At 64.1% G+C, this 21595-nt stretch carries 21 protein-coding genes and 1 tRNA gene; 10 read left to right on the top strand and 12 right to left on the bottom strand.

What is annotated here, in order from left to right; all coding sequences use genetic code 11:
- Positions 1 to 44: 44 nt before the first annotated feature.
- Positions 45 to 701 carry an MOSC domain-containing protein gene (locus FDW84_RS09575; protein ID WP_138608860.1) on the bottom strand — a complete coding sequence of 219 codons (657 nt, stop codon included), beginning with the start codon at positions 699 to 701 and terminating at the stop codon, positions 45 to 47.
- A 171-nt stretch (positions 702 to 872) separates the two neighbouring features.
- On the opposite strand from FDW84_RS09575, the gene FDW84_RS09570 reads away from it, so the two are divergent.
- The 3 genes from FDW84_RS09570 to FDW84_RS09560 are packed head-to-tail and all read left to right on the top strand — an operon-like array spanning position 873 to position 4259.
- On the top strand, positions 873 to 1505 hold the full coding sequence (locus tag FDW84_RS09570) for a Tat pathway signal protein (protein ID WP_138608858.1): 633 nt from the start codon (positions 873 to 875) through the stop codon (positions 1503 to 1505).
- A gap of 2 nt (positions 1506 to 1507) precedes the next feature.
- Positions 1508 to 2719 (top strand): glutathionylspermidine synthase family protein, encoded by a 1212-nt coding sequence (locus FDW84_RS09565; protein ID WP_138608856.1) that lies wholly within the window; start codon positions 1508 to 1510, stop codon positions 2717 to 2719.
- Between the two features lie 13 nt (positions 2720 to 2732).
- Entirely contained in the window at positions 2733 to 4259 is a 1527-nt protein-coding gene (locus tag FDW84_RS09560; RefSeq protein WP_138608854.1) for an APC family permease, read from the top strand.
- 96 nt (positions 4260 to 4355) lie between these two features.
- On the opposite strand, the gene FDW84_RS09555 is transcribed toward FDW84_RS09560, so the two are convergent.
- The 4 genes from FDW84_RS09555 to FDW84_RS09540 form a co-directional block, all read right to left on the bottom strand.
- Entirely contained in the window at positions 4356 to 5126 is a 771-nt protein-coding gene (locus FDW84_RS09555) for an SDR family oxidoreductase (RefSeq protein ID WP_138608852.1), read from the bottom strand.
- Between the two features lie 92 nt (positions 5127 to 5218).
- Entirely contained in the window at positions 5219 to 6382 is a 1164-nt protein-coding gene (locus tag FDW84_RS09550; RefSeq protein ID WP_138608850.1) for a cystathionine gamma-synthase, read from the bottom strand.
- Positions 6383 to 6391: 9 nt separating this feature from the next.
- Positions 6392 to 7777 carry a cystathionine beta-synthase gene (locus FDW84_RS09545; protein ID WP_138608848.1) on the bottom strand — a complete coding sequence of 462 codons (1386 nt, stop codon included), beginning with the start codon at positions 7775 to 7777 and terminating at the stop codon, positions 6392 to 6394.
- 31 nt (positions 7778 to 7808) lie between these two features.
- Positions 7809 to 8216 carry a VOC family protein gene (locus FDW84_RS09540; protein WP_138608846.1) on the bottom strand — a complete coding sequence of 136 codons (408 nt, stop codon included), beginning with the start codon at positions 8214 to 8216 and terminating at the stop codon, positions 7809 to 7811.
- A gap of 141 nt (positions 8217 to 8357) precedes the next feature.
- Here FDW84_RS09540 and FDW84_RS09535 point away from each other — a divergent pair, with 141 nt between their 5' ends.
- Both FDW84_RS09535 and FDW84_RS09530 read left to right on the top strand, forming a co-directional pair.
- Entirely contained in the window at positions 8358 to 9341 is a 984-nt protein-coding gene (locus FDW84_RS09535) for a DNA-3-methyladenine glycosylase family protein (protein ID WP_138608844.1), read from the top strand.
- Between the two features lie 45 nt (positions 9342 to 9386).
- A complete protein-coding gene (locus FDW84_RS09530) occupies positions 9387 to 9665 on the top strand; it encodes a putative quinol monooxygenase (protein WP_138608842.1) in 279 nt (92 codons plus the stop codon).
- Positions 9666 to 9745: 80 nt separating this feature from the next.
- Here FDW84_RS09530 and FDW84_RS09525 read toward each other — a convergent pair whose 3' ends face one another.
- Positions 9746 to 10171: a thioredoxin family protein gene (locus tag FDW84_RS09525; RefSeq protein ID WP_138608840.1), complete on the bottom strand. Its 426-nt coding sequence runs from the start codon at positions 10169 to 10171 to the stop codon at positions 9746 to 9748.
- Positions 10172 to 10278: 107 nt separating this feature from the next.
- Positions 10279 to 10833 carry an acyl-CoA thioesterase gene (locus tag FDW84_RS09520; protein ID WP_138608838.1) on the bottom strand — a complete coding sequence of 185 codons (555 nt, stop codon included), beginning with the start codon at positions 10831 to 10833 and terminating at the stop codon, positions 10279 to 10281.
- Between the two features lie 71 nt (positions 10834 to 10904).
- On the opposite strand from FDW84_RS09520, the gene FDW84_RS09515 reads away from it, so the two are divergent.
- Both FDW84_RS09515 and FDW84_RS09510 read left to right on the top strand, forming a co-directional pair.
- On the top strand, positions 10905 to 11636 hold the full coding sequence (locus FDW84_RS09515) for a potassium channel family protein (protein WP_138608836.1): 732 nt from the start codon (positions 10905 to 10907) through the stop codon (positions 11634 to 11636).
- 353 nt (positions 11637 to 11989) lie between these two features.
- Positions 11990 to 13030 (top strand): LysM peptidoglycan-binding domain-containing protein, encoded by a 1041-nt coding sequence (locus FDW84_RS09510; protein ID WP_138608834.1) that lies wholly within the window; start codon positions 11990 to 11992, stop codon positions 13028 to 13030.
- Positions 13031 to 13179: 149 nt separating this feature from the next.
- On the opposite strand, the gene FDW84_RS09505 is transcribed toward FDW84_RS09510, so the two are convergent.
- A complete protein-coding gene (locus tag FDW84_RS09505; RefSeq protein WP_138608832.1) occupies positions 13180 to 13611 on the bottom strand; it encodes a CBS domain-containing protein in 432 nt (143 codons plus the stop codon).
- 277 nt (positions 13612 to 13888) lie between these two features.
- Positions 13889 to 15166, bottom strand: coding sequence for a hypothetical protein (locus tag FDW84_RS09500; RefSeq protein ID WP_240721465.1), 1278 nt, complete (start codon positions 15164 to 15166; stop codon positions 13889 to 13891).
- Between the two features lie 436 nt (positions 15167 to 15602).
- On the opposite strand from FDW84_RS09500, the gene FDW84_RS09495 reads away from it, so the two are divergent.
- Positions 15603 to 16175 (top strand): hypothetical protein, encoded by a 573-nt coding sequence (locus FDW84_RS09495; RefSeq protein ID WP_138608830.1) that lies wholly within the window; start codon positions 15603 to 15605, stop codon positions 16173 to 16175.
- Positions 16176 to 16386: 211 nt separating this feature from the next.
- Positions 16387 to 18537 (top strand): acyltransferase family protein, encoded by a 2151-nt coding sequence (locus FDW84_RS09490; RefSeq protein WP_138608828.1) that lies wholly within the window; start codon positions 16387 to 16389, stop codon positions 18535 to 18537.
- 858 nt (positions 18538 to 19395) lie between these two features.
- Here the strand turns inward: FDW84_RS09490 and FDW84_RS09485 are convergent.
- Both FDW84_RS09485 and FDW84_RS09480 read right to left on the bottom strand, forming a co-directional pair.
- Positions 19396 to 19477, bottom strand: a tRNA-Tyr gene (locus tag FDW84_RS09485).
- 170 nt (positions 19478 to 19647) lie between these two features.
- Positions 19648 to 19896, bottom strand: a complete 249-nt coding sequence (locus FDW84_RS09480) for a hypothetical protein (RefSeq protein WP_138608826.1) — start codon at positions 19894 to 19896, stop codon at positions 19648 to 19650.
- Between the two features lie 184 nt (positions 19897 to 20080).
- Here FDW84_RS09480 and FDW84_RS09475 point away from each other — a divergent pair, with 184 nt between their 5' ends.
- Positions 20081 to 20572, top strand: coding sequence for a YajQ family cyclic di-GMP-binding protein (locus FDW84_RS09475; RefSeq protein WP_104184409.1), 492 nt, complete (start codon positions 20081 to 20083; stop codon positions 20570 to 20572).
- A 126-nt stretch (positions 20573 to 20698) separates the two neighbouring features.
- On the opposite strand, the gene htpX is transcribed toward FDW84_RS09475, so the two are convergent.
- Positions 20699 to 21565, bottom strand: coding sequence for a zinc metalloprotease HtpX (gene htpX, locus FDW84_RS09470; RefSeq protein ID WP_138608824.1), 867 nt, complete (start codon positions 21563 to 21565; stop codon positions 20699 to 20701).
- Positions 21566 to 21595: the final 30 nt, after the last annotated feature.

Here is a 21595-nt window from a genome sequence, read left to right as displayed (position 1 = left end):
AGCTTGCGCACATGCCTCGCCTGCAGCGCGCCCAGGCCTTGCCGCTACCGCGCCAGCTGCCGCTCCAGTGCCGCAAACTTCCTGCTGAACTCCGGCTGCTGGAGGCGGATGTCGCCGTCGGCCTCTGCATCCCGCAGCGCCTCCATGGACTCCAGGTCCGGTTCACTGAACCACTTGCCCACAGTGACGCCGTGCTTCGGGACGTACAACTTATGGATGTGGTCCCCGGCGCGGATGGTGCCCACGCGCACCACCCGAAGATAAGCGCCCACGCGGCCCTCTTCCGTGAAACGCTTCACGAACCTGGGCTCCCCCATGCGGCGCTGGAAGGTGGAGCACGGCGTCCGCGGTGACGTCACTTCCACCTCCACGTCCATGCCGATCTTCCAACGTTCCCCAATGACGGCGCCGGTGGCGTCAAGACCCCCGACACGGAGGTTTTCGCCGAAGAACCCCGGCGGCAGCTCCCGCTGAAGTTCCGCGGCCCAAAAGTCGGCGTCCGCCTGCGAGTAGGCGTAAAGGGCCTGGTCCGGACCGCCGTGGTGGACCCGGTTCGCCTGGATATCACCTTGGAGGCCCAGCTTGTGAATCTTCACCGGCCCTTCCACAGGGCGCTTGTCGATGGCCGTCACGCCCACGTTCGACGTATCCGGCAGGAGCTGGTGGACACGGCAGACGGCGAGGACAGCAGCGGTTTCCATGGCTCAAGTGTAGGGTCCGCGGCTGCCCGAGCCGGCAACTTCACCGGATAAGTGCTTCTCCCCTGTTCCTTACTCGCAGCAGGCGTCCGCAGGGGCTACGCTGATTCGAGGATTTGCAATTGGGGGGTGCAGCGCTGTGCCCGATTCATGTGGACTATTGAGGGGGACGCCATGGACCCGGACAAAAAGGACCCGGGCAGGGATCCGGAGCACGGGCCAGCCGCCGGCGACGACGGGCCTGCCGGTCAAGGCGGCCAGGACGCCGGGACCGGAAGCGCCGCCAAGCCCCCTCCGTGGCAGGTGCCCAAGCCCGAACTCCGCCCAGAGCTGCTCAATGAACCTATAACGCCGGTGGACCCGTTTGCGCGGGACCGCGAAAGGCAGCTGGACGAGGCAGCGGCACGGAAGAAGCGCTCCCAGCGCCGCACCGTCGTCGTAGGCCTCGGCGTTACCGCCCTGCTCGCCGGCACCATCACCGCCGTCGTGGCAAGCAACCAGGACGATCCCGAGTATGCGCAGGTGTGCTTCAACGACGAAACCGGCGAGCGCGTGGAGGATGCCAGCTGCGACAGCTCGGCCGGGCGCTCCGGCGGCATCTACGCCTGGTACTTCTTTTCCCGCGGCGCCTACGTCCCGCCAATCGGCCAGAACCGCTCCACGGCCCCCAACTACACCAGAACGGTGCCCAGCGGCGCCAAGGTGGCCACCGGCTACAGCACCAAAGGCGGCACCGTCAGCCGCGGCGGCTTCGGCACCAGCGCCAAGAGCGGCACCAGCGGCGGCGGCAAAGTCTCGGGGGGCTGAGCGTGAAGCGTTTGCTGTCTGAACCCAGGCCCGGGTGGAAGCAGAAGATCGAGGAACAAGGCCTGGTGTTCTCCACCACCACGATGGACGACGGACGCAGGATCGAGTACTGGAACGAGTCCGCGTACTACGAATTCACCGTGGACGAGGTGGAAACCCTTGAGGTGGCCGCGGAGGACATGCACAAGATGTGCCTGGAAGCCGCACGGTTCCTCGCCACCGGCGCCATGGGTCATCTCGGGATCGGCCCGCAGGCGCTGGAGCTGGCTGCCGAATCGCTCCAGGCCGGGGACCTTGACGTCTACGGCCGGTTCGACTTCATCTACGACGGGCAGGGCGGCCCCGCCAAGATGCTCGAGTACAACGCGGACACTCCCACCGGCCTGATCGAGGCAGCAGTGGCCCAATGGTTCTGGTTGCAGGATGTTTTTCCGGAAAAGGACCAGTGGAACGGAATCCATGAGGCGTTGATCAGGCAGTGGAAGAAGTTCCAGTACCGCACCGGCATGAGTACCCTGCACGTGGCGCACTCGGAGGTTGAGGAGTCCGGCGAGGACTGGATGACGGCCGCTTATATGCGGGATGTGGCAAGCCAGGCCGGGTGGACCACCATCGGCATCAACATGTCCGACATCGGCTGGGATCCGAACCTGAACCGGTTCGTGGACCTGGACAACTTCATGATCAGCACCATCTTCAAGCTCTATCCCTGGGAGCTGATGATGAAGGAGCCGTTCGGGCACCGGCTCCTGGAACGCGCCCACAATCCGCGCTGGGTGGAGCCTGCCTGGAAGATGCTGCTCTCCAACAAGGCACTCCTCGCCGCGCTTTGGCACCTGTACCCGGAGCACCCCAACCTGCTGCCGGCCTACCTCAACGAACCCGGACCGCTGAAAGAGTGGGTGGCCAAACCCCTGCACGGCCGCGAAGGGGACAACATTCGCATCCACGCCGATGGCATCAGCCTCGAACAGCCCGGCGGATACGGCCGCGAGGGCTGGTGCTACCAGCAGTACCAGCAACTGCCCGACTTTGACGGCAACCACCCCGTCCTGGGTTTGTGGGTGGTGGACGGCGAGTCCGTGGGCTGCGGGATCCGCGAATCGGACGGCCCCGTGACGGACTACTTCTGCCGCTTCGTGCCCAACACCATTGACGCGCCGGCGCCGCTTTCGGCCGTGGCCTCCTCCAGTAAAGCAGGTATCGCACTATGAATTTGGTGGCAGCATGAGCACAGAGATGACGACGGCGGGCGGCCCGGGCGGCGCGCGTGGCAGTACGGTCCAGGCGAAGGGACTGCGCGCCGGAATCCTGGACCTTGGGGATTCGGTGATGCTCGGCCTGGCGTCCACCGCGCCGGTGTACTCACTGGCAGCAACACTGGGCCTCATCGTGGCTGTCAATGGAAACTACACTCCGCTGATCCTGCTCATCGGGTTCATCCCCGTCCTGTTCATCGCCTACGCCTTCCGTGAGCTGAACAGCGCCATCCCGGACTGCGGCACCACGTTCACCTGGTCCCGGCGGGCCTTCGGCCCCTGGGCAGGGTGGCTGGGGGGCTGGGGCGTGGCGCTCGCGGGCATCGTGGTCCTGGCCAACCTGGCCCAGGTGGCGGGACAGTACCTGTGGTTGCTGATCGGTGACGGCTCGTTAGCAGGAAACAAGGTGCTGGTCACGCTCACCGGAGTGCTGTTCATTGCCGTGATGACGCTGGTCAACTACCGTGGGATCCGGCTGGGCGAGCATGTCCAGCGGGTGCTGACCTACATCCAGTACGTCTCACTGGGCATTTTTGCGCTGGCCATCATCATCCGCATCATCGGCGGGGCGCCGGAGGGCCAGGCCTTCGACTTTGAGTGGTTCAACCCGGTAGGTGCCTTTGCCGATCCCGGCGCCGTCGTGCATGGCGCACTGTTGGCCCTGTTTATCTACTGGGGCTGGGATACCTGCCTGGCCGTCAATGAGGAGACCGAGAACCCGGCCACCACGCCGGGCCGCGGTGCCGTCATCTCCGCCTTCGTCCTGGTGGCCATCTACGTGTCCGTGGCCCTGCTGGTGATGATGTACGCCACTGTGGGCAGCGAGGGCATCGGCCTGGGCAACGAAGCGAACCAGGACGACGTGTTCGTAGCCATGAAGGACGTGGTGTTGGGCCCATGGGGCTGGCTGATCGTCGTCGCGGTTCTTGCCTCGGTGCTGTCCTCGACGCAGACCACCATCCTGCCCACCGCGCGCGGGACCCTCTCCATGGGTGTCCACGGTGCCCTCCCTGCCAAGTTCGGCGAAGTGCACCCGAAGAACCAGACCCCCGGGTTCTCGACGCAGGTGATGGGCGCGGCGGCCATCACCTACTACGTGGCCATGAGCTTCCTGAGCGAAAACCTCCTCTCGGACTCCATCAACGCCATCAGCCTGTTCATCGCCTTCTACTACGCCCTCACCGGCTTCGCCTGCTACTGGTTCTTCCGGGGCACCCTGCGCGACTCGGCGCGCAACCCGTGGTTCCGGGGCATCCTGCCGTTGACGGGCGCGCTGCTGCTCACCGCGGCCTTCTTCATCTCAGCCATGCAGATGTGGGACCCGGCATACGGCGACACCGAGATCTTCGGCGTCGGCGGGGCCTTCGTCAGCGGAGTGCTGCTGCTGGCGCTGGGCGTAGTCCTCGCCGTCGTCTGCCGGTTCGCGCCCTCGACCCGCGGCTACTTCACCCGGACCGCCGCTGCCGGGAAAACCCCCGCACCCTCCCCCAAGTAAGTAGCGGTACATGTCGTTTTGAGGGGTCGAAACGACATTTACCGCTACCCAGTTGGGATTGGCGGGCCGGAAGAGCAGAAAAGGCGGGCCGGGCACTCAGGCCGAGAAGCCGCCGTCGGACTTGATCAGCTGGCCGGAAACCCAGCGTCCTGCTGGCGAAAGCAGGAACGCCACCGTCCCCGCGACGTCGGCAGGAGTTCCCAGCCGCCCGCCAGGCTGCTGGGCTGTTAAAGCGTCCCGGACCTCGTCGCTCATCCACCCGGTATCAATGGGCCCGGGATTCAGGACATTCGCGGAAATGTTCCGCGGCCCCAGCTCACGCGCGGCGGCGATGACGATCCTGTCGAGCGCGCCCTTTGAGGCGCCGTACGGAAGGTTGAACGCTGTGTGGTCACTGGTGAGCGCTACGATGGCTCCGCCGTCGTCCGTTGCCTGCCGGGCGAAAGCGGCAATCAGCTGCCAGCTGGCCCTGGTGTTCACCGCGAAGTGCCGCTCGAAGGACTCCAGGCTGGTGTCCAGCACGCCCGAATCCACCGACTCGGCGTGGCTGAGGACAAGGCCCTGGAGCGCGCCGGCGAGTGTCACGGCCTCTCCTACCAGCCTGTCCGGCACACCGGGGTCCTGCAGGTCAGCTGACAGGACATGGACGCGCGCGCCGATGGCTTCGAGCTCCGCAGTCAACCGGACGAGGTCTTCGGGCTCGCTCCCCCACGGCATCCGCTCGTCATAGTCCTGCCAGTAGGACAGGACCAGGTCCCAGCCGTCGGCGGCGAGCTGCCGCGCGATGCCGGCACCGATGCCCGCCAGCCTTCCGGCACCGGTGATCAGGGCAACGGGACGGGCAGGGTTTGGTGCGAGGGAGTCCATCCGAACAGCCTAGCGGCCGCACAAACCGCGGGTCCTCACTTCATGGCAGTCCTGGCCGCCATCATCGCCATGACGCGCCTCTCCCGGGGCAACTACGGGATCGAGGTGAAGGCCTGCTCCAGGTCCGCGACCAGGTCCTCTACGTCCTCGATGCCGCAGGAGAGGCGGAGCAGGTTGACCGGAACCGCCAGTTCGGTGCCCTTGACGGACGCATGCGTCATCTCGGACGGGTAGTTCATCAGCGACTCGATGCCGCCGAGGGACTCCGCCAGCATGAACACTTTCGTGGACTCGGCCACCTTCCGCGCAGCAGCCTCGCCGCCCTTGAACTGCACCGACACCATGCCGCCAAAATTCCGCATCTGCTTCTTCGCCAGCTCGTGCCCCGGATGTGATGGCAGGCCAGGGTAGAGGACGCTTTCAACCTCGGGGCGCTCGAGCAGCCACTCGGCCACGGCCTGGCCGTTCAGGCTGTGCCGGTCCATCCGGACGCCCAGCGTCTTGAGTCCGCGGGTGGTAAGGAAGGCATCCATCGGACCTGAAACGGCGCCCACGGCGAACTGGAGGAAGCTGATCTTCTCTGCCAGCTCCGCGTCCTTGACCACCACGGCACCGCCCACCACGTCCGAGTGCCCTCCGATGTACTTGGTGGTGGAGTGGACCACGACGTCGGCGCCCAGGGCGAGCGGGGTCTGCAGGTAGGGGGACGCGAAGGTGTTGTCGACGACCAGGAGGGCCCCGGCGTCGTGCGCGATCTCCGCGAGCGCCGCGATGTCCGTGATCTTCATCAGCGGGTTGGACGGGGTCTCCACCCAGAGCAGACGGGCCTGGTTGGCGGCCACGGCCTGCCGGACAGTGTCCAGGTTGGCCATGTCCACCGGGGTGTTGCCGATCCCCCACGGGCCGAGCACGCGGCTGATCAACCGGTAGGTGCCGCCGTACGCGTCGTTGCCCAGTACGATGTGGTCGCCCGGGGCGGCCAGGGCACGGATGAGGGAGTCCTCCGCCGCAAGGCCGGAGCCAAAGCTGAAGGCATGTGTACCCAGCTCCAGCGCGGCCAGCTGTTCCTGCAGTGCGTCGCGGGTGGGGTTGCCGCCGCGGCTGTACTCATACCCTTCGCGGAGGCCGCCGATGCCGTCCTGCGCGTAGGTGGTGGCGAAGTGCACGGGCGGGACCACGGCACCGGTTCGCGGCTCGAAATCCTGCCCGGCGTGGACGGCACGGGTGTTGAAGCCTTGGTTTCCGGACAAGGACATGGTGCTCCTTTAGTTGCTGAGGTAGGCGAGCAGGTCGTGCCGGGTGAGGATGCCAACGGGCGCGCCGACGAACGTGACCATGACGGTGTCCACATCCGAGAGCAGTTCCCTGGCAGCTGAGATGGTTTCCAGTGATCCGATCACGGGCAGTTTGGGCCCCATGTGCTCGGAGATCTTGTCCGTGAGCCTGGCCTCGCCGCGGAACAGCTTGGCGGTCAGGGTGCGCTCGTCCACCGCACCGAGGACTTCGCCCATGACCACCGGCGGCTCCTGGGACAGGACCGGAATGTGGCTGACGCCGAACTCGTTCATGATGTTGATGACGTCCCGGACGGACTCGTTCGGGTGGATGTGCACCAGGTCCGGAAGTTCGCCGGTCTTGGACTTGATGACCTCGCCCACGGACGTTTCCTCGCCGCCGGAGAGGAAACCGTAGGAGCGCATCCACTGGTCGTTAAAGATCTTGGCCAGGTAGCCGCGGCCCGAATCCGGCAGGATGACGACGACGACGGCACTTTCCGGGAGGTCCCTGGCCGCCTGCAGCGCAGCCACCACAGCCATGCCGGACGAGCCGCCCACCAGGAGGCCCTCCTCGCGGGCAAGGCGGCGGGTCATGGCGAAGGAGTCAGCGTCGCTGACGGCGATGACCTGGTCCGGGACTGACTTGTCGTAGTTCGCCGGCCACATGTCCTCCCCCACACCCTCCACGAAGTACGGTCGTCCCGTGCCGCCGGAGTAGACCGAACCCTCGGGGTCCGCGCCGATGATCCGGACCACGCCGCCGTCGGACTCCTGCCTGTCAGCCGAGACCTCCTTGAGGTAGCGGCCTGTACCGGTGATGGTGCCGCCGGTGCCGGCTCCAATGACGCAGTGGGTGACCCTGCCGTCGGTGTCGCGCCAGATCTCCGGGCCTGTGGTCCTGTAGTGGCTGCCGGGCGCCGCCGGGTTGGAAAACTGGTCCGGTTTAAAGGCACCGGGGGTCTCCCGGGTGATCCGGTCCGAAACGCCGTAGTAGCTTTGCGGACTGTCCGGCGGAACGGAGGTAGGCGTGACCACAACCTCGGCGCCATAGGCCTGCAGCACGGCGCGCTTGTCTTCGCCCACTTTGTCCGGGACCACGAACACGCACTTGTAGCCCTTTTGCTGGGCCACCAGGGCCAGGCCTACGCCGGTGTTGCCTGAGGTGGGTTCGACAATAGTGCCTCCGGGCTGCAGCTTCCCTTCACGCTCGGCGTCCTCGATCATCTGGGCAGCGATGCGGTCCTTAATGGACCCGCCCGGGTTCAGATACTCCAGTTTCACCAGGACGGTGGCCTTGAGGCCCTCGGTCACGTGGTTGAGTTTGATGAGCGGGGTGTTGCCGATGAGGTCCAGGATGGACTGGGCATACTTCATAGATACAAAGCTACCGCTTCAATGCCGGAAGCTACTCGCGGGCCTGCCCCGTCTGCTCGGCGGGAAGGTTTTCCCAGAGTCCCATGACGTTGTTTTCCGGATCCTTGAAGTAGGCGAAATACCCCATGCCAGGGATTTCGTTCTTGGGCATTACCACTGAGCCGCCAAGCTGTTCCACGGTCTTCAAGGTTGCGTCGATGTCCGGAACGTCCACCGTGATGACAGGGTTGGTGATTTCCCCATCCCGGGCCATCATGCCACCGTTGATGGCGCCCGCTGTTGTGGGCTGGCCGGTCGCCTCGTCCATGGGGGTAGTGATCACCATGTTGTAGTCCATTCCCGGGACTGGTTCCACCCGCCAGCCGAGGGCCTCCCGGTAAAACTTCCTGGCCCGTTCCTGATCGTCCGCCGGAATTTCGAAATGCACTACTCCACCCATTGCGCTCTCCTGGATTCTCGAGGGAAGGCGCGGACGCCCCGCGCCACACCTGGGATTGTAGTCCCCCGGACCGCCCGGATTAAGGGCCCGGCCAAAAGGTTTGCGGACGTATTGTCGGCCCGCCGTGGGACGATGGAGGACATGACGATCGCAGCGGCACCTCCCCGGCTGGCAGCCGCCGCAGACGCATCCCTGCGCTGGTATCCGGGCGGCCCTTACGATCTGGGCAGAACGCTGGGCCCGCTCCTGCGCGGCAACAGCGATCCGTCCTTCTGCGTCCAGGGCGGCGTCATTTGGAACGCCTTTACGACGCCGGACGGGCCGGTGACGCTGCGGCTCACTCCCGCGGGGGGTTCCGAATTGGAGCACCGGGTGGATGTCCAGGCGTGGGGCCCGGGCGCCGCGGCCGCGGTGCGTGCGGTGCCGCGGTTACTGGGGTCGGGTGACGACTGGCAGGAATTCGACGAACCTGCATTCCACGCCACCCTTCCGCGTATGGTCCGGGAAGCCCGGCGGCGCAGCCTGGCGGTGCGGCTTCCGGCCAGCGGACGGGTGGTGGACCAGCTCGTCCCGATCGTTTTGGAACAGAAAGTAACGGTGATTGAAGCGCGCCGCGCCTACCGTTACCTCACGCACCGTTACGGAACGCCCGCGCCGCAGGCGGGGTCGCTGGCGCCCGCGCACCTTTTGCTGCCACTCACGGCCGGGCAGTGGTTGCAGGTGCCCAGCTGGGAATGGCACAAGGCAGGAGTGGGTCCGCAGCGCTCGGCGACGGTCATGCGGGCGCTGCGCTCCGCCGTCGCGCTTGAACGGCTGGCAGCGCTGCCGGCTACTGAGGCGGCCGCGAAAATGCAGGCCATCCCCGGCATTGGAATCTGGACGGCAGCGGAAGTGGTGCAGCGGACCCACGGCTGCCCGGACTCGGTTTCCGTGGGCGACTACCACCTTGCGGCCTATGTAGGGGCAGCGCTGACGGGCCGCCGGACGGATGACGCCGGCATGCTGCGGCTGCTGGAGCCGTGGAAGGGACACCGTCAGCGGGTGGTCCGGATGATCCAGGCCAGCGGCTTCCGCAAGCCGACGTTCGGGCCGCGGATGACCATCCAGGACCACCGCCGGCACTGAAGCGTCCGTCAAGGACCCGCCCCAAGGGCCGGTATTCTGAGACCCATGAGTGCACCGATTGACCTGCAGGCAACGTTCATCCCCAATGACGGCGAGTTCTTCCGCGTGAAGCTGGCCCTGGAAATCGCCATCGACGAGGTGGTGAACGAGCCGGGCTGCATCCGCTACGAACTGACGGAGGTTACGGAGGAAAAGCTGGTCCTCACCGAGCAGTGGGCATCGGAGGAGGACCTTGCCAAGCATTCCAAGGGCATCGCTGTCCAGGACCTGAACGAGTCCCTGAGCGCCCTGCTGGCCGAGCCTGTCAAGGTGGAACGCATCTAAAGCCGCTTAAGCAGAATTGCGGGACATCCCCAGTGGGGACGTCCCGCAGTTTTGGTTAAGGGAAGAACAGACCTCCGGGTTCAGAGGTCGGGAATTTGCGTTCCGTCCTGCGGACCGGCCTGCTTGCCGGCAGCGGCTGCAGCTTCCTCCCGCTGGCGTGCCACGTGTGCGTGGACTTCCTCCATGTCCAGGGCCTTCACGGCGTCCACCACCTGTTCAAGCTGCTGGGCGTTCAATGCGCCGGGCTGCGAGAAAACCAGCACCTTTTCGCGGAAAGCCATCAGGGTGGGGATGGACGTGATGCCCGCCTCCGCGGCGAGCTGCTGCTCGGCCTCGGTGTCCACCTTGGTGAAAAGGACATCCGGGTGCTTCTCGGAAACAGCAGAGTATGTGGGGCCGAACTGCTTGCAGGGGCCGCACCACTCTGCCCAGAAATCCACCAGGACCATGTCGTTGCCTTCGATCGTGGATGCGAACTGTTCACCTGTGATGTCAAGGGTAGCCATGTGTCCACGCTACGCGTCATGCCCGGGGATGTCGCCCCGCAGCGGCCTTTGTTCGCTGCCCGCGTCATCGGGAATAACCGGCGCTTCCGGCTGCAGAGGACGAGCCTTCAGGCACTGGCTTCCCAGGTATGCGGCGCCGGCGTCCGGCTGCCCGGCAGGGAATTGGCCGCCCGCCACTCGTGGATCCACTCCGGAAGCACCAGGTCCGCCGGCGGTTCGCCGAACTCCCGCAGGATCTCCTCCTGGCTGACGGGCCGCCCTTTGCTGACCAGCCGGGTGGCGATGTAGGCACGGGCGTAGATCTCGCCGTCGGCCACCATGCGCTGCTCGAAGAAGATGGCCTTGGCATCCAGGCCGATGATCCGGGTTTCGATGGTGTAGTGCTGCCACAGCTGCAGGGACCTGCGGAAGGCGATGGTCTCGCCTGCCACGACCGGCCCCCAGCCGCGCCGGCGCATCCGCTTCCATACTCCGCTGCGCACCATCAGGTCGAACCGGCCCAGATCCATCAGGGACAGGTACATGCCGTTGTTGACGTGCAGCGCAATGTCGATGTCAGTGGGCAGGACCCTCAGCGAAAGGGAGCTACTGTCCCAAACGGTGAGCTGCGGCCGGCGGGATGAGCGGAACAGCATAAGGAGGGTTCTCAGCAGCAGGTGCATCCCCCTATGCTACCGGCCAGTAACATGCCTGTCCGGCGAGGGATCCGCCCCCGCCCAGTAGGATTTCCCGCATGACCCAACAACGCTACCGGGACCTGGCGGACTGGCCACTGACGGTGACGGCACTCGTGTTCCTGGGTGCGTACGCGTGGCAGGTGATCGGCAGGCTGGAAGGCGGCGCCGCTGTCTGGCTCGAAGCCATCATGTGGGCAACCTGGGGCATCTTTGCCCTGGACTACCTGGCCAACCTGTGGCTTGCCCCGGCCCGCGGCAGCTGGTTCATCCGCAACCTGCACGAACTCGTCATCGTGGCCGTGCCACTCTTCCGGCCGCTGCGCCTACTGCGCCTGGTCACACTGCTGGCCGTCCTGCACCGTACCCTTGGGGACACGCTCAGGGGACGCGTGGTCACTTACGTTGTCGGTTCCGCCGCCATGCTGGTCTTTGTTGGCGCCCTGGCCGTCCTGGACGTGGAGCAGTCCGCCCCGGACGCCAAGATCGTCACCTTTGGTGATGCATTGTGGTGGGCCATGACCACCATCACCACCGTTGGTTACGGCGACATGTATCCGGTGACTGCGATCGGCCGCATGGTGGCAGCGGCACTGATGATGAGCGGTATCGCGGTCCTGGGCGTGGTTACCGCATCCATCGCATCCTGGCTGGTCCAGCGGGTTGAGGACACCGCTGAAGCAGTGGCCGACGCCGAAGAACCCATTAGGGCTGAGGTGGCGGAACTCGTGGCTGAAATCGCCGCGCTCCGCCGGGAGGTCGCCGGACTCCAGGAACGGCGAACGCTCTAGCTCCTTGCCCTCCGGGCAGGTATCGGGCTCCGCACTCTTGCGTAGCCGGTTCCGCCCCGCTGAGTATCCCGCTGAAATATTCGGGTAATGCCTACTGGTGCTGTTCGCCGCACGGACTTCCTAGACTCTAATTCCTAGGACGAAACACGCGCTGGCGGTTCCCCGGAGTGGCTTCCCGGGTGCCCGTCTCCTTGCGGAGCCTCCGTATTTTCTGGGTATGCGGATGCCTCCATCAGGCGTCCCTCGTTGCGGCCCCGCTCTTGGGCGGGGCAACGGGCGTCTTTCCCTTGATCCGTCCTGCCTGCCGGCGCCCGCTGCACCGGCCTGCGGGGCCGAACCAGGATGGGCCACCCATGAACCAGCCATACGTCAACTCGCCCGAACCCCCCAGCAGGAGCTTCGCCACCGATGAACCACGGCTCGACCTCGCAGCCGGGAAAGCCGCCATCAGCAACAAGCTATGGGCCGGCATGGCCACTGCCGCCGTGGTGGCGGCAGTCGGTGTTGGAGCCTTGGCGGTTCCCCCGGCTTCCCTGAGTGACGGCACGACGACGGCCGGCCAGGTTTCCGGCGCCGCCGCATCTGCAGAACCGGGCGCTGCCTCCGATCCGGACGGCGAACCAGCGCCGCCGCAGGCCGTGCCTGGAGCTGAAGCGCCTGCTGCCGCCGCTCCTGCCGCAGCCGTTCCCGACGCTGCGGCGCCCGCACCCGAAACACCCGCTGCACCGGCACCCCCGGCACCTGAAGCTGTCCCCGAACCTGTAACTGCACCTGCAGGTGACCCGAACCTTTACACGGTGGTTCCGGGAGATACCGTCGGTGCGATTGCTGCCCGGTATGGGGTGGACATGATTGCCATGCTGGGGGCGAACGGGCTTAGCCATTACAGCATCATCGTTCCCGGCCAGACGCTGGTGCTGACCGGTCCGCCAGTTGCGGTACCGGCGCCTGCCGCCCCTGCCCCGGCTCCTGTCCCAGCAGCGGCTGCAGCCCCGGCACCGGCTGCAGCCCCGGCTCCGGCTGCCGCCCCGGTACCTGCTCCAGCCGCCGTCCAGGCAGCTCCGGCGGTCCGCACCATCTACGTTGCAGGCGCCGGCGGCCAGGCCATGGTTGATGCCTGCATCGGGCCGATCCACTACACGCCCATCGACGGTTACTCGCTCTTCATCACGGAGCATGACTTCTGCGGTGGCTGGGCCCGATTCTCCGGCATCGGCGTGGGTGAGACAGTGAGCATCCCAGGCTACGGGACTTACACAGTCACAGCCCGCGGGCAGGTACCCAACCCGGGGACCACCAACGACGTCATTGCGGTTTTCGGCGGCTTCCCCCGCGCGGTACTGCAGACGTGTATCCCCGGCACCAGCCAGATGCTCCTGGTTGCGCTCAACTGACTTCGCCAACGGCTCTTCATAAGCTTGTCCCCGGCTCCTGGCCTTGAAGGGTGCGGAGCCGCGGACAAGGCCAGGACGGCGCACAATAAACGCCACGGAGCCGGGCTCCGTGGCGTAGGTTGCGTGGAATTCTGCCGCAGCAGTTCCGACTAAGCGTTCATCCGCTTGCGTTCTGAAATGTGCTCCACCAGTTCGCCCACACGCTGCTCAGAGTAATTGCGGGCAATGTCGCCCTGGCTGATAATGCCCACCAGTTTGTGGTCGGCGATCACGGGAAGCCGGCGGACCTGATGCGTTTCCATCATCTCGATGGCAGCGTCCACGTTGGCGTCGGCGTCAATCCAGTACGGCTTGCCGGTGGCGAGGTCCCGGGCCATCACGTCAGCCGGGTTGCGGCCGGCGGCAACGCACTTGAGGACGATGTCGCGGTCGGTGATCATGCCCTTCAACTTGCCGTCATCGCCACAGATCGGCAGTGATCCGCAGTCAAGATCCATCATCATGCGGGCCGCGTCCACGAGGGACTGGTTTTCAGTAATACACCGTGCGTCCGTGGTCATGAATTCACGTACAGCACTCATTGGATCCTCCTTTATCGATGGATGTATCGACGCAGGGCATCGGGGCACATGCGCCGATGCTGCCAGCCTACGCCGCCCCCATGGCCGTGTCGAGGGCGGAATCCACCAACTCCGGACAGCGCCACAGGCCCGTATCCGGGCGTGGAAAAGCCTCCGGAACCAGGTGGTTCCAGAGGCTTTCCTTGACCAGAGGCTTTCCTTGGCCAGGAAGCGGTGCCACCTAGCGTCCAGCACCGCCGTCGTGGACTATTTCAGCTTCACAGGCGCAACGCCACTCTCAACGCGGAGGCTCGTAATAGTGCCAGTAGCGGCTTGTCGCGTTCACATCGGCGAGCAACAGCAAGCCGCTGCCCGTTGTACCCCACCCAGAACTGTTCAAGTTCTGCTTGGTGGATGTGACGTTGTGGACATACTGGTCGGCGTCCACGATGCGTGCCGTCTTCGTGGTGGTGAAGCTGATAGTGCCAAGCGACGTCGACTTCTCGTAGATCGCGCCGCCCGAGCTGGTGCAGGCGCCGGCGTTCGTTGTGCCGCTCGGCTTTGGATAGGTGGCGAACGTACGCAGTCTCTGCGCGGCCTCGTCAATCATGACGATCACCCGGTTCGGGCACTCCGACACCGTCGCGATTGTATGTGCTGACCACGTCGACGTTGAGACATTCAAGGCCAACAGCTGGATCAGCGGCTGGGAGGCTGACGTGAACGAGGTCTTGATGGCGGCAAAAACCTTGTCAGACGAAGAGTCCAGCCACTTCAGGTTCATGTGGTCGTCTCCGCTGCGCTGGCCCTTCACCGCCGCCACGGGAGTGGTCCAGGCACTGCTGGAGGCTCCATCGTTGTGGACGCTCCAGTACATTCCGTCCGTGCTGTCACCAACCTGACGGCTCCACATCACACCAATCTTGTTCCCGCCGAAGGCGATCACAGCAGAGTTGTCATCCACGGACACGTCGCTCAAGGATGCAGGATGCGGGAAGGGCGTCCCCCAGGTCTTGCCGTCGGTGCCGGTGACGTTCAGATAGATCCGGTTTCCCTGCTGCCAGGTGGCCCACACCCGGCCGGTGGAGTCCTTATCGATGGACAGGGTCTCAGTGCGCTGATTATTGATTTGGGAAGAGCCCAGGCTGCTATAGGTCTTTGTGCTGGAGTTGTAGCTGTAACGCCGCATGGTTGTCGGGTAGTTCGGCTCAGCCGGCAGACCATCGTTGGCGAACCTGTAGCTCGCCACATATAAGGTTTTTCCGTCCCACAGCACGTCATGGTGTGTATTCGCCCGCGTCTCTGTTGCGACGCCTGTGTCGACCCACGTTTTCATTGCAGCGTTGAAGCGGAAAATATGGAAATCCGAGCTGGCCGTGTCCCAGAGGTTCCCCCACCAGATACCGTCGTTGAACCATAACGCGTTCGTTTGCCGCTTCGTACCAGTTGGCGTGCCTGTCCCCGAATGGGACGGACCCTCAACCCCAACGTCGCCGGTAGCGGCTGAGGCAGCAACCGGCACCACCAGAGTGGCCAGCGCCAGCAACAGCGCTGTGAACAGAGCGCTGAGGCTCAACTTCCGTGACCCGCGGCTGGAAAGGCTGACCGGATGATTGCCTCCCTGCCCTGCTTCAGTCCAGGAACGCCTGCAACCTCTACCGCGTCTGCCAAAAAGCAAGGCCAAGTTGTACCGCATCGCTGCTCCCTGGAATAGAACGTGAACCCTCAAGTCCCCCCAGTGTCAGGTGCTGAAATACTAAAAACAATCCCTAATCATGCCTACGTAACCCACCTAATTTCCGATGGCGGTGAACCCTGACGATACCGGCCTTACGGTGAGCAAGATGCAGCGGGGCGCCTGCTCTTCCGCAGGGCATACGGCTCCTATACAGTGGCTACAAAGTTCTTCAGGCACAAAGTTTTGCAGAGGAACCATGAAGCCTCTCTGTGCACCAGCCGCTCTTGTCCTCGCTCTTGCTGCCTGCTCAGCGCCTGCACCCGAGCAGGAAGGCATGGCCCCCGGAGCAATCACTTCGACCACAATTCCGCGGTCAGCGCCTGCATCGCCAGCGCCCGCGCAAGCCGGCTCCTACAGGCTCACAACGGTATCCGGTGCCGAGATCAGCTTCACGCTGCCCACGCCCGCGAGCCACCCTGCGCTGGAGGCGATCGAGGCCTACAGAGGCAAGATCGGCGCGGATCCGGTTTCATATGTCGTGGCGCAGGTGGACAACCGCAAAGGAACTGCGCCGGTCGATATGTACATGGTGAGCGCGTCCGATGACCAGGGACGCGAGGTCAGCTTCTCCAGGGTTACCGATGTCATCCAAAGCTGGGGACCTACCTACAGCTACGACTTCAAGTGGACCATGGGGGATGGAACACCCATAGACGAGGCTGTAGGTGCTGAGCTCAGGCGCGAGGCTACCGGCCTCCAGAGCGCGAACGCTGACGTTGCGGAAGCGGGCGAGCAGACCCACATTGTCCTGGCGTCGGCGGAGGCGGAACTGCCGGCTAAAGTCACCCGCGTCACCGTCCAGCCCTCCGGCATGGGCGTTGACGAGGAGGCCCGACCTGCTTCCTGACGGAAGCCTACAGAAAATCTGCGCCGTCCCAGGGCAACGGGTGCAGACCTCAAGTGAGATCCGAAGGGGTCGAATGCCGGGCGAGGTCAAGAATTTTTTGCCCAAGCCGACCGCACCCCTTCTTCAGGGAGATGCATTGATTCACGCGGTAAAGAGCGGTACGGTCGGCCGCACAAGCCGGTAGGAGACGTCGGGCCAAAGGGGCGACAGGATGCATCTGGCCAGTGGGTTGCTCAATGGAAACAACGTTGATGCGCGTAAACGCCGAGGCCGTCTGCTAACGCACATGGTCACCGCGAAGGGAACCGAGCGCTCTTCATCCCTTCCACGCACGTTCCGTCCGGATATAGAGGGTCTTCGCGCGATTGCAGTTCTACTGGTCGTGCTGGACCACGCAGGCGTGCCGGCGCTGCAAGGAGGCTACGTCGGTGTTGACGTCTTCTTCGTGGTCTCCGGCTTCCTCATCACCGGCCTCCTGCTCAAAGAAGCTGAACAGGGGAAGCGGATCTCCCTCTTGGGGTTCTATGCAAGACGGGCTCGGCGAATCCTGCCTGCCGCGACTCTTGTCCTCGCCGTCACAGTAGCTTCATCCTTCGCGTTGATCGGCGGTACGGGTGCTGCTCGAACCGCCGAAGACGGGCTATGGGCAGCGCTTTTCGCCAGCAATTTTCGCGAAACCTTGCAAGGGACGGACTACTGGGTCAGCGACGTTTCTCCCTCCCCGTTACAGCACTATTGGTCCCTGGCCATCGAAGAGCAGTTTTACCTGTTCTGGCCGGCCTTATTGATGGCGGTCGCTGCGATCGGACGGAAGGTTCCGCTACGCACGCGACTGACGGTTCTCCTCGCTGTCACGATCGCAGTCTCCCTTATGTGGTCGGTGTACGCGACGAGGGAGAACGCGAGCGCGGCCTACTTCTCTCCCCTGTCGAGGACTTGGGAACTGGCGGCTGGCGCAATTCTCGCCGTGCTCGCACCGATGATCATGCGGCTGCCGGTTTTTCTTGCTGCCGTTACGAGTGTCTCCGGGCTCATCGCGATTGTGGCAGCGGCGCTAACGCTGGACGAGTACACCAGGTACCCAGGGTCCGCTGCTATTCTTCCGGTTGGCGGTACGGTTCTTGTGGTAATCGGCGGGACAATCGCACCGAAGCGAGGAGCCGAAGTGCTCCTGCAGTGTCGACCTCTGCAATGGCTTGGCAAGCTCTCTTATTCACTGTACCTGTGGCACTGGCCCGTGCTGATCCTCGCCGCGGCATCGCTCGGGACCGAACTGGCCCTGACCACCAAGCTCGCCTTTGTCGGGGTGGCGCTGGCCTTGTCTATCGTTACCTTCAAGTATGTGGAATTACCCGTACGGAACTCCAGTGGGCTCAAGGCCCGGCGGCCGTCAGTCAGCGTGGCTTTGGGCGCGGCATTGGTGGCGCTAGTAATTGGCCTCACGAGCATTCTGGGATCGATCCTGCCCAAGCCTTCCCCCACAGACAATGCGGATGATTTTGCAGTTGCCCCTGGTAGCGACCTACCGACGGCTGACGAAGTGACAAAGGCCGTGGCTGACAGCGTGAACGTTGCAGGATGGCCGCCGGAGCCGCATGCTGGGAGATTCCTCTTCAATCAGCATGCCTGCATAAGGGGCCTGGATGCCCCAACCGGTAAATCCATTTGCAGTTATGGTGATGCCAACAGCGACGAGACAGTGGTGGTTTATGGCGACTCGCACGCTGAGATGTGGGCAGATCCGCTCGGCGTAACAGCCACTGAACTTGGGCGGCGCTTCGAAGTCTTTACGATGTTCTCGTGTCCGCCAGCCGACTTTTCGGTCTATAACGCGAAGCGCAAGGGTGATTATCCCGAGTGCAAGGCGTTCCGTGCTGACTCGCTGGCGAAGATCGAGGCACTTCGCCCGAGCGTCGTCCTCATTTCGGGTCAACGCCAGGGCACTTGGCTTGAGAAGGATGGGCGCCCTGACAAAGAAAACACGGACGCCGCCTGGGAAAAGGGTCTCGCCTCGACGATAAAATCGCTGAGCGCGATAAGTGACCGTGTGATCGTGATCGGGGACATGGCATATTCGGAAAAGGATCCCCAGGACTGCGTCACATCGAATTCCGACGACGTCCGTCGCTGCAACACTCAGCGGAGTTACGCGGTGGACACCGAACACAATGATATGGAGAAGCGCGTCGCCGAGGCCGGTGGCGCGGAATACGTGGACGTAGTTCCGTGGTTGTGCGCGGAAGATGTCTGTCCCGCGGTTGTCGCGGGGTTTGCAACCCATATGGATGCTCAACACATCTCGACCAACTACGCCCTGTGGTTGCGTCGGTCTCTTGCTGAGGCCGCCGCGTTGCTTCCGTGACACGCCGTCAGCACCGTCGTGCGCATTGCCGGTGGGTTGGTGTTCGGATGCTGAAGGTGTTCGGCGTTAAAACCTTCCATCAACTTTCCGCTGGATGTTATTCCAACCTCGTGCACTTTTCGGGGCGTTGGCCTGTCGTTCACCTGTCCGGCGTATTCTCCGTGAACCGGTGCTGTAACGGCCCTAGGGGATCTATGGCGGCGGTAGGCGGCCCGCTCTGCTCCTTCGGGGGAGAGCGGGCCGCTGACTCCTCCATGACATAGGAAGGGCCCCGCGGCAATGGGGGGTAGCCGCGGGGCCCACTTAGCTTCCTCCCAAATTGGGGGAAAATGGGAAGCCGCCTCGACAAAGTTACCGGCTAGTATGAGCGTCGGCAAATTGCATTTTCGCAGGGTCGGGCTGCATTCGTGCAGATTCAAGTTCTTCCGTCGAAGCTACTCTTCGTTGGGTAACTTAACCCGTCGAAACTAGCCCTACTGCCCGGCGGATTGCCCTCAGTGATGTTGCTGCTGATGAGTAGGCGGCGAGGCGTACCAGGACAGCGGCGGCCTGTTCGCCTGCGAGGACGGCGGGCAGCTCCGCCCGGGATACCCGTCAAAACTGTTCGAGGCGCTGGTGGAGAAGGCTGGGCTGCCTGTGATGCGGTTCCACGACATGCGGCATCTGATGGCTATATGGGGCGCATGCCCGACGCCACGGCGAAGGCTGCGGCCGAGGGGATCTCGTCCCAGTTGCCGGCCCGGAAAACACGTGAGCGCAGCAGTGTGCTCACAACTGTGCTTACAGAGCAATAAAAAGATCCGCCCGGACCTCAAGTGAGATCCGAACGGGTCTAAATTCCCCGGGAATCCGGGACTGTGGCAGATGAGGGATTCGAACCCCCGTAGGCGTTGCCAGCTGATTTACAGTCAGCCCCCTTTGGCCGCTCGGGTAATCTGCCGAACTTCAAAAGAAGATCACCCCCGGCTGCAGTCCGAGGAACGTCCGTTTCCGGGCCGCTCCGCTTCCAGTAACCGCGGGCAAGACAACTTTACAGAACTTCCGCCGAAGAATCGAATCGGCACCTGCCGGGCGGCAAAAGTGCCGGAAATTCGCGGAAAAGAGGCGGCGTCAATGCTCGCCGAGGAGTTTCCCGGCGAGCCTGGCCTCGAACTTCACGGCCTGCTCCTCAGTGATCTGGTTCAGTTGGACTGCCCGCTGCAGGTCCTCGCGGACACCCTCCATCCGGGTGGAAGCATCCGCCACGGGACTAAAGACGATGGAAGCCGCCACCGCTGCTGCTGCCACGGACGACCCCGCTGCCGCCACCGCCCCTGCTGCTGACGACCCGAGGATGACATAAGTGACGGCCTTGCGCATTGTGTTCCCTTCGGACTGCTTCCAACAGGTCCAACTGTTCCCGGCCCTCCTTCGTTCCGGAGGAGTGTCCGCTGAAAGGGAACTGTGAATCGGGCACCCCCTCCGGGCGGGCATCCGTATTAGGCTTGAATGCAGCGATCACGCCCTGTCCGCGCACAGGGCTTCCACCAGCACAAGGAGAGTCATGGCAGGCGAGTCAACGTTCGACGTCGTAAGCAAAGTGGACAAGCAGGAAGTGGCCAACGCCCTCAACCAGGCGCAAAAAGAGCTGGCGCAGCGCTACGACTTCAAGGGCGTCGGCGCCGAGGTGGACTTCAGCGGCGACAAGATCCTCATGAAGGCTAACTCCGAGGAACGGGTCCTGGCGGTTTTGGACGTACTCCAGTCCAAGCTGATCCGCCGCGGCATCTCGTTGAAGTCGCTGGACACCGGCGAACCCTATGCCTCGGGCAAAGAGTTCCGCTTGGAAGCCTCCATCAAGGAAGGCATCGCGCAGGACCTGGCGAAGAAGATCAACAAGCTGATCCGCGACGAAGCCCCAAAATCGGTCAAGTCCCAGATCCAGGGCGACGAACTGCGTGTGACGTCCAAATCGCGGGACGACCTTCAGGCGACCATGGCCCTGCTGAAGGACTTCGACGAAGCCGACCTGCAGTTTGTGAACTTCCGCAGCTAGCCAAGCAGGCCGTCGGCTTCCGACGCGCATAAGCCCGCCGCTTCGCAAAGGGAGGCTGGCGCCGCCCGAACATGGGCAGCGCCGGCCTCTTTGCGCGTGGGGGGATTTTGCGCCGAAGGGGATTGGCTAGGTCAGTGGCCGGCCCGCCATCCGCTCCAGCCGGGCAATCCGGTCCCGCATGGGCGGATGCGTGCCAAACAGCTTGTTGATGGCTCCGCCGCGGAACGGGTTGGCGATCATCAGGTGCGAGGCGTTGACCAGCCGCTGGTCCTGGGGCAGCGGCACGATGCTAACGCCGCGCTCGATCTTGGCCAGGGCTGAGGCAAGCGCCAGCGGGTCTCCCGTCAACGCGGAACCGTCCTCGTCGGCGTCGTACTCCCGCGTCCGCGAGATGGCCAGCTGGATCAGGGAGGCTGCAAAGGGGGCCAGCAGCGCCATGGCAATCATCGCCAGCGGGTTCGAGTTGCGCCGGTCGCCGCCAAAGAACAGCAGCATCTGGCCCACCGAGGTAATCACGCCTGCGACGGCGGCTGCCACAGAAGAGGTGAGGATGTCGCGGTTGTAGACGTGCATGAGTTCGTGCCCCAGGACACCCCGGAGTTCGCGCGCGTCCAGGAGCCGCAGGATCCCCTCGGTACAGCAGACGGCCGCGTTCCGGGGATTCCGTCCCGTGGCGAAGGCGTTCGGGTTCATGGTGGGTGCAAGGTAGATGCGGGGCATGGGCTGGTTGGCCCGCACGGAGAACTCACGGACGATCTGGTGGAGCTGTGGGGCTTGCGCTTCGCTCACCGGATAGGCCGCCATGGCCCGGATGGCGATCTTGTCGCTGTTCCAATAGCCGTATGCGGTGGTGGCAACGCCCACCAGGGCCATGATCCAGATCGGGGCGGAACTGCGGGTGCTGGTACCGATCACCGCCCCGAGGCCCAGGAGCACTGCCCACAGCACGCCGAACAGCGCCGCCGTCTTGAGTCCGTTGTAGTGTTTGTGCACGTCTCCTCCTTACTCACTTTGGGAACGGCT

It is taken from the genome of Pseudarthrobacter sp. NamE5 (genome assembly GCF_005796225.1).
GTDB lineage: Bacteria > Actinomycetota > Actinomycetes > Actinomycetales > Micrococcaceae > Arthrobacter.
This window is presented reverse-complemented; position numbering and strand designations above follow the sequence as displayed.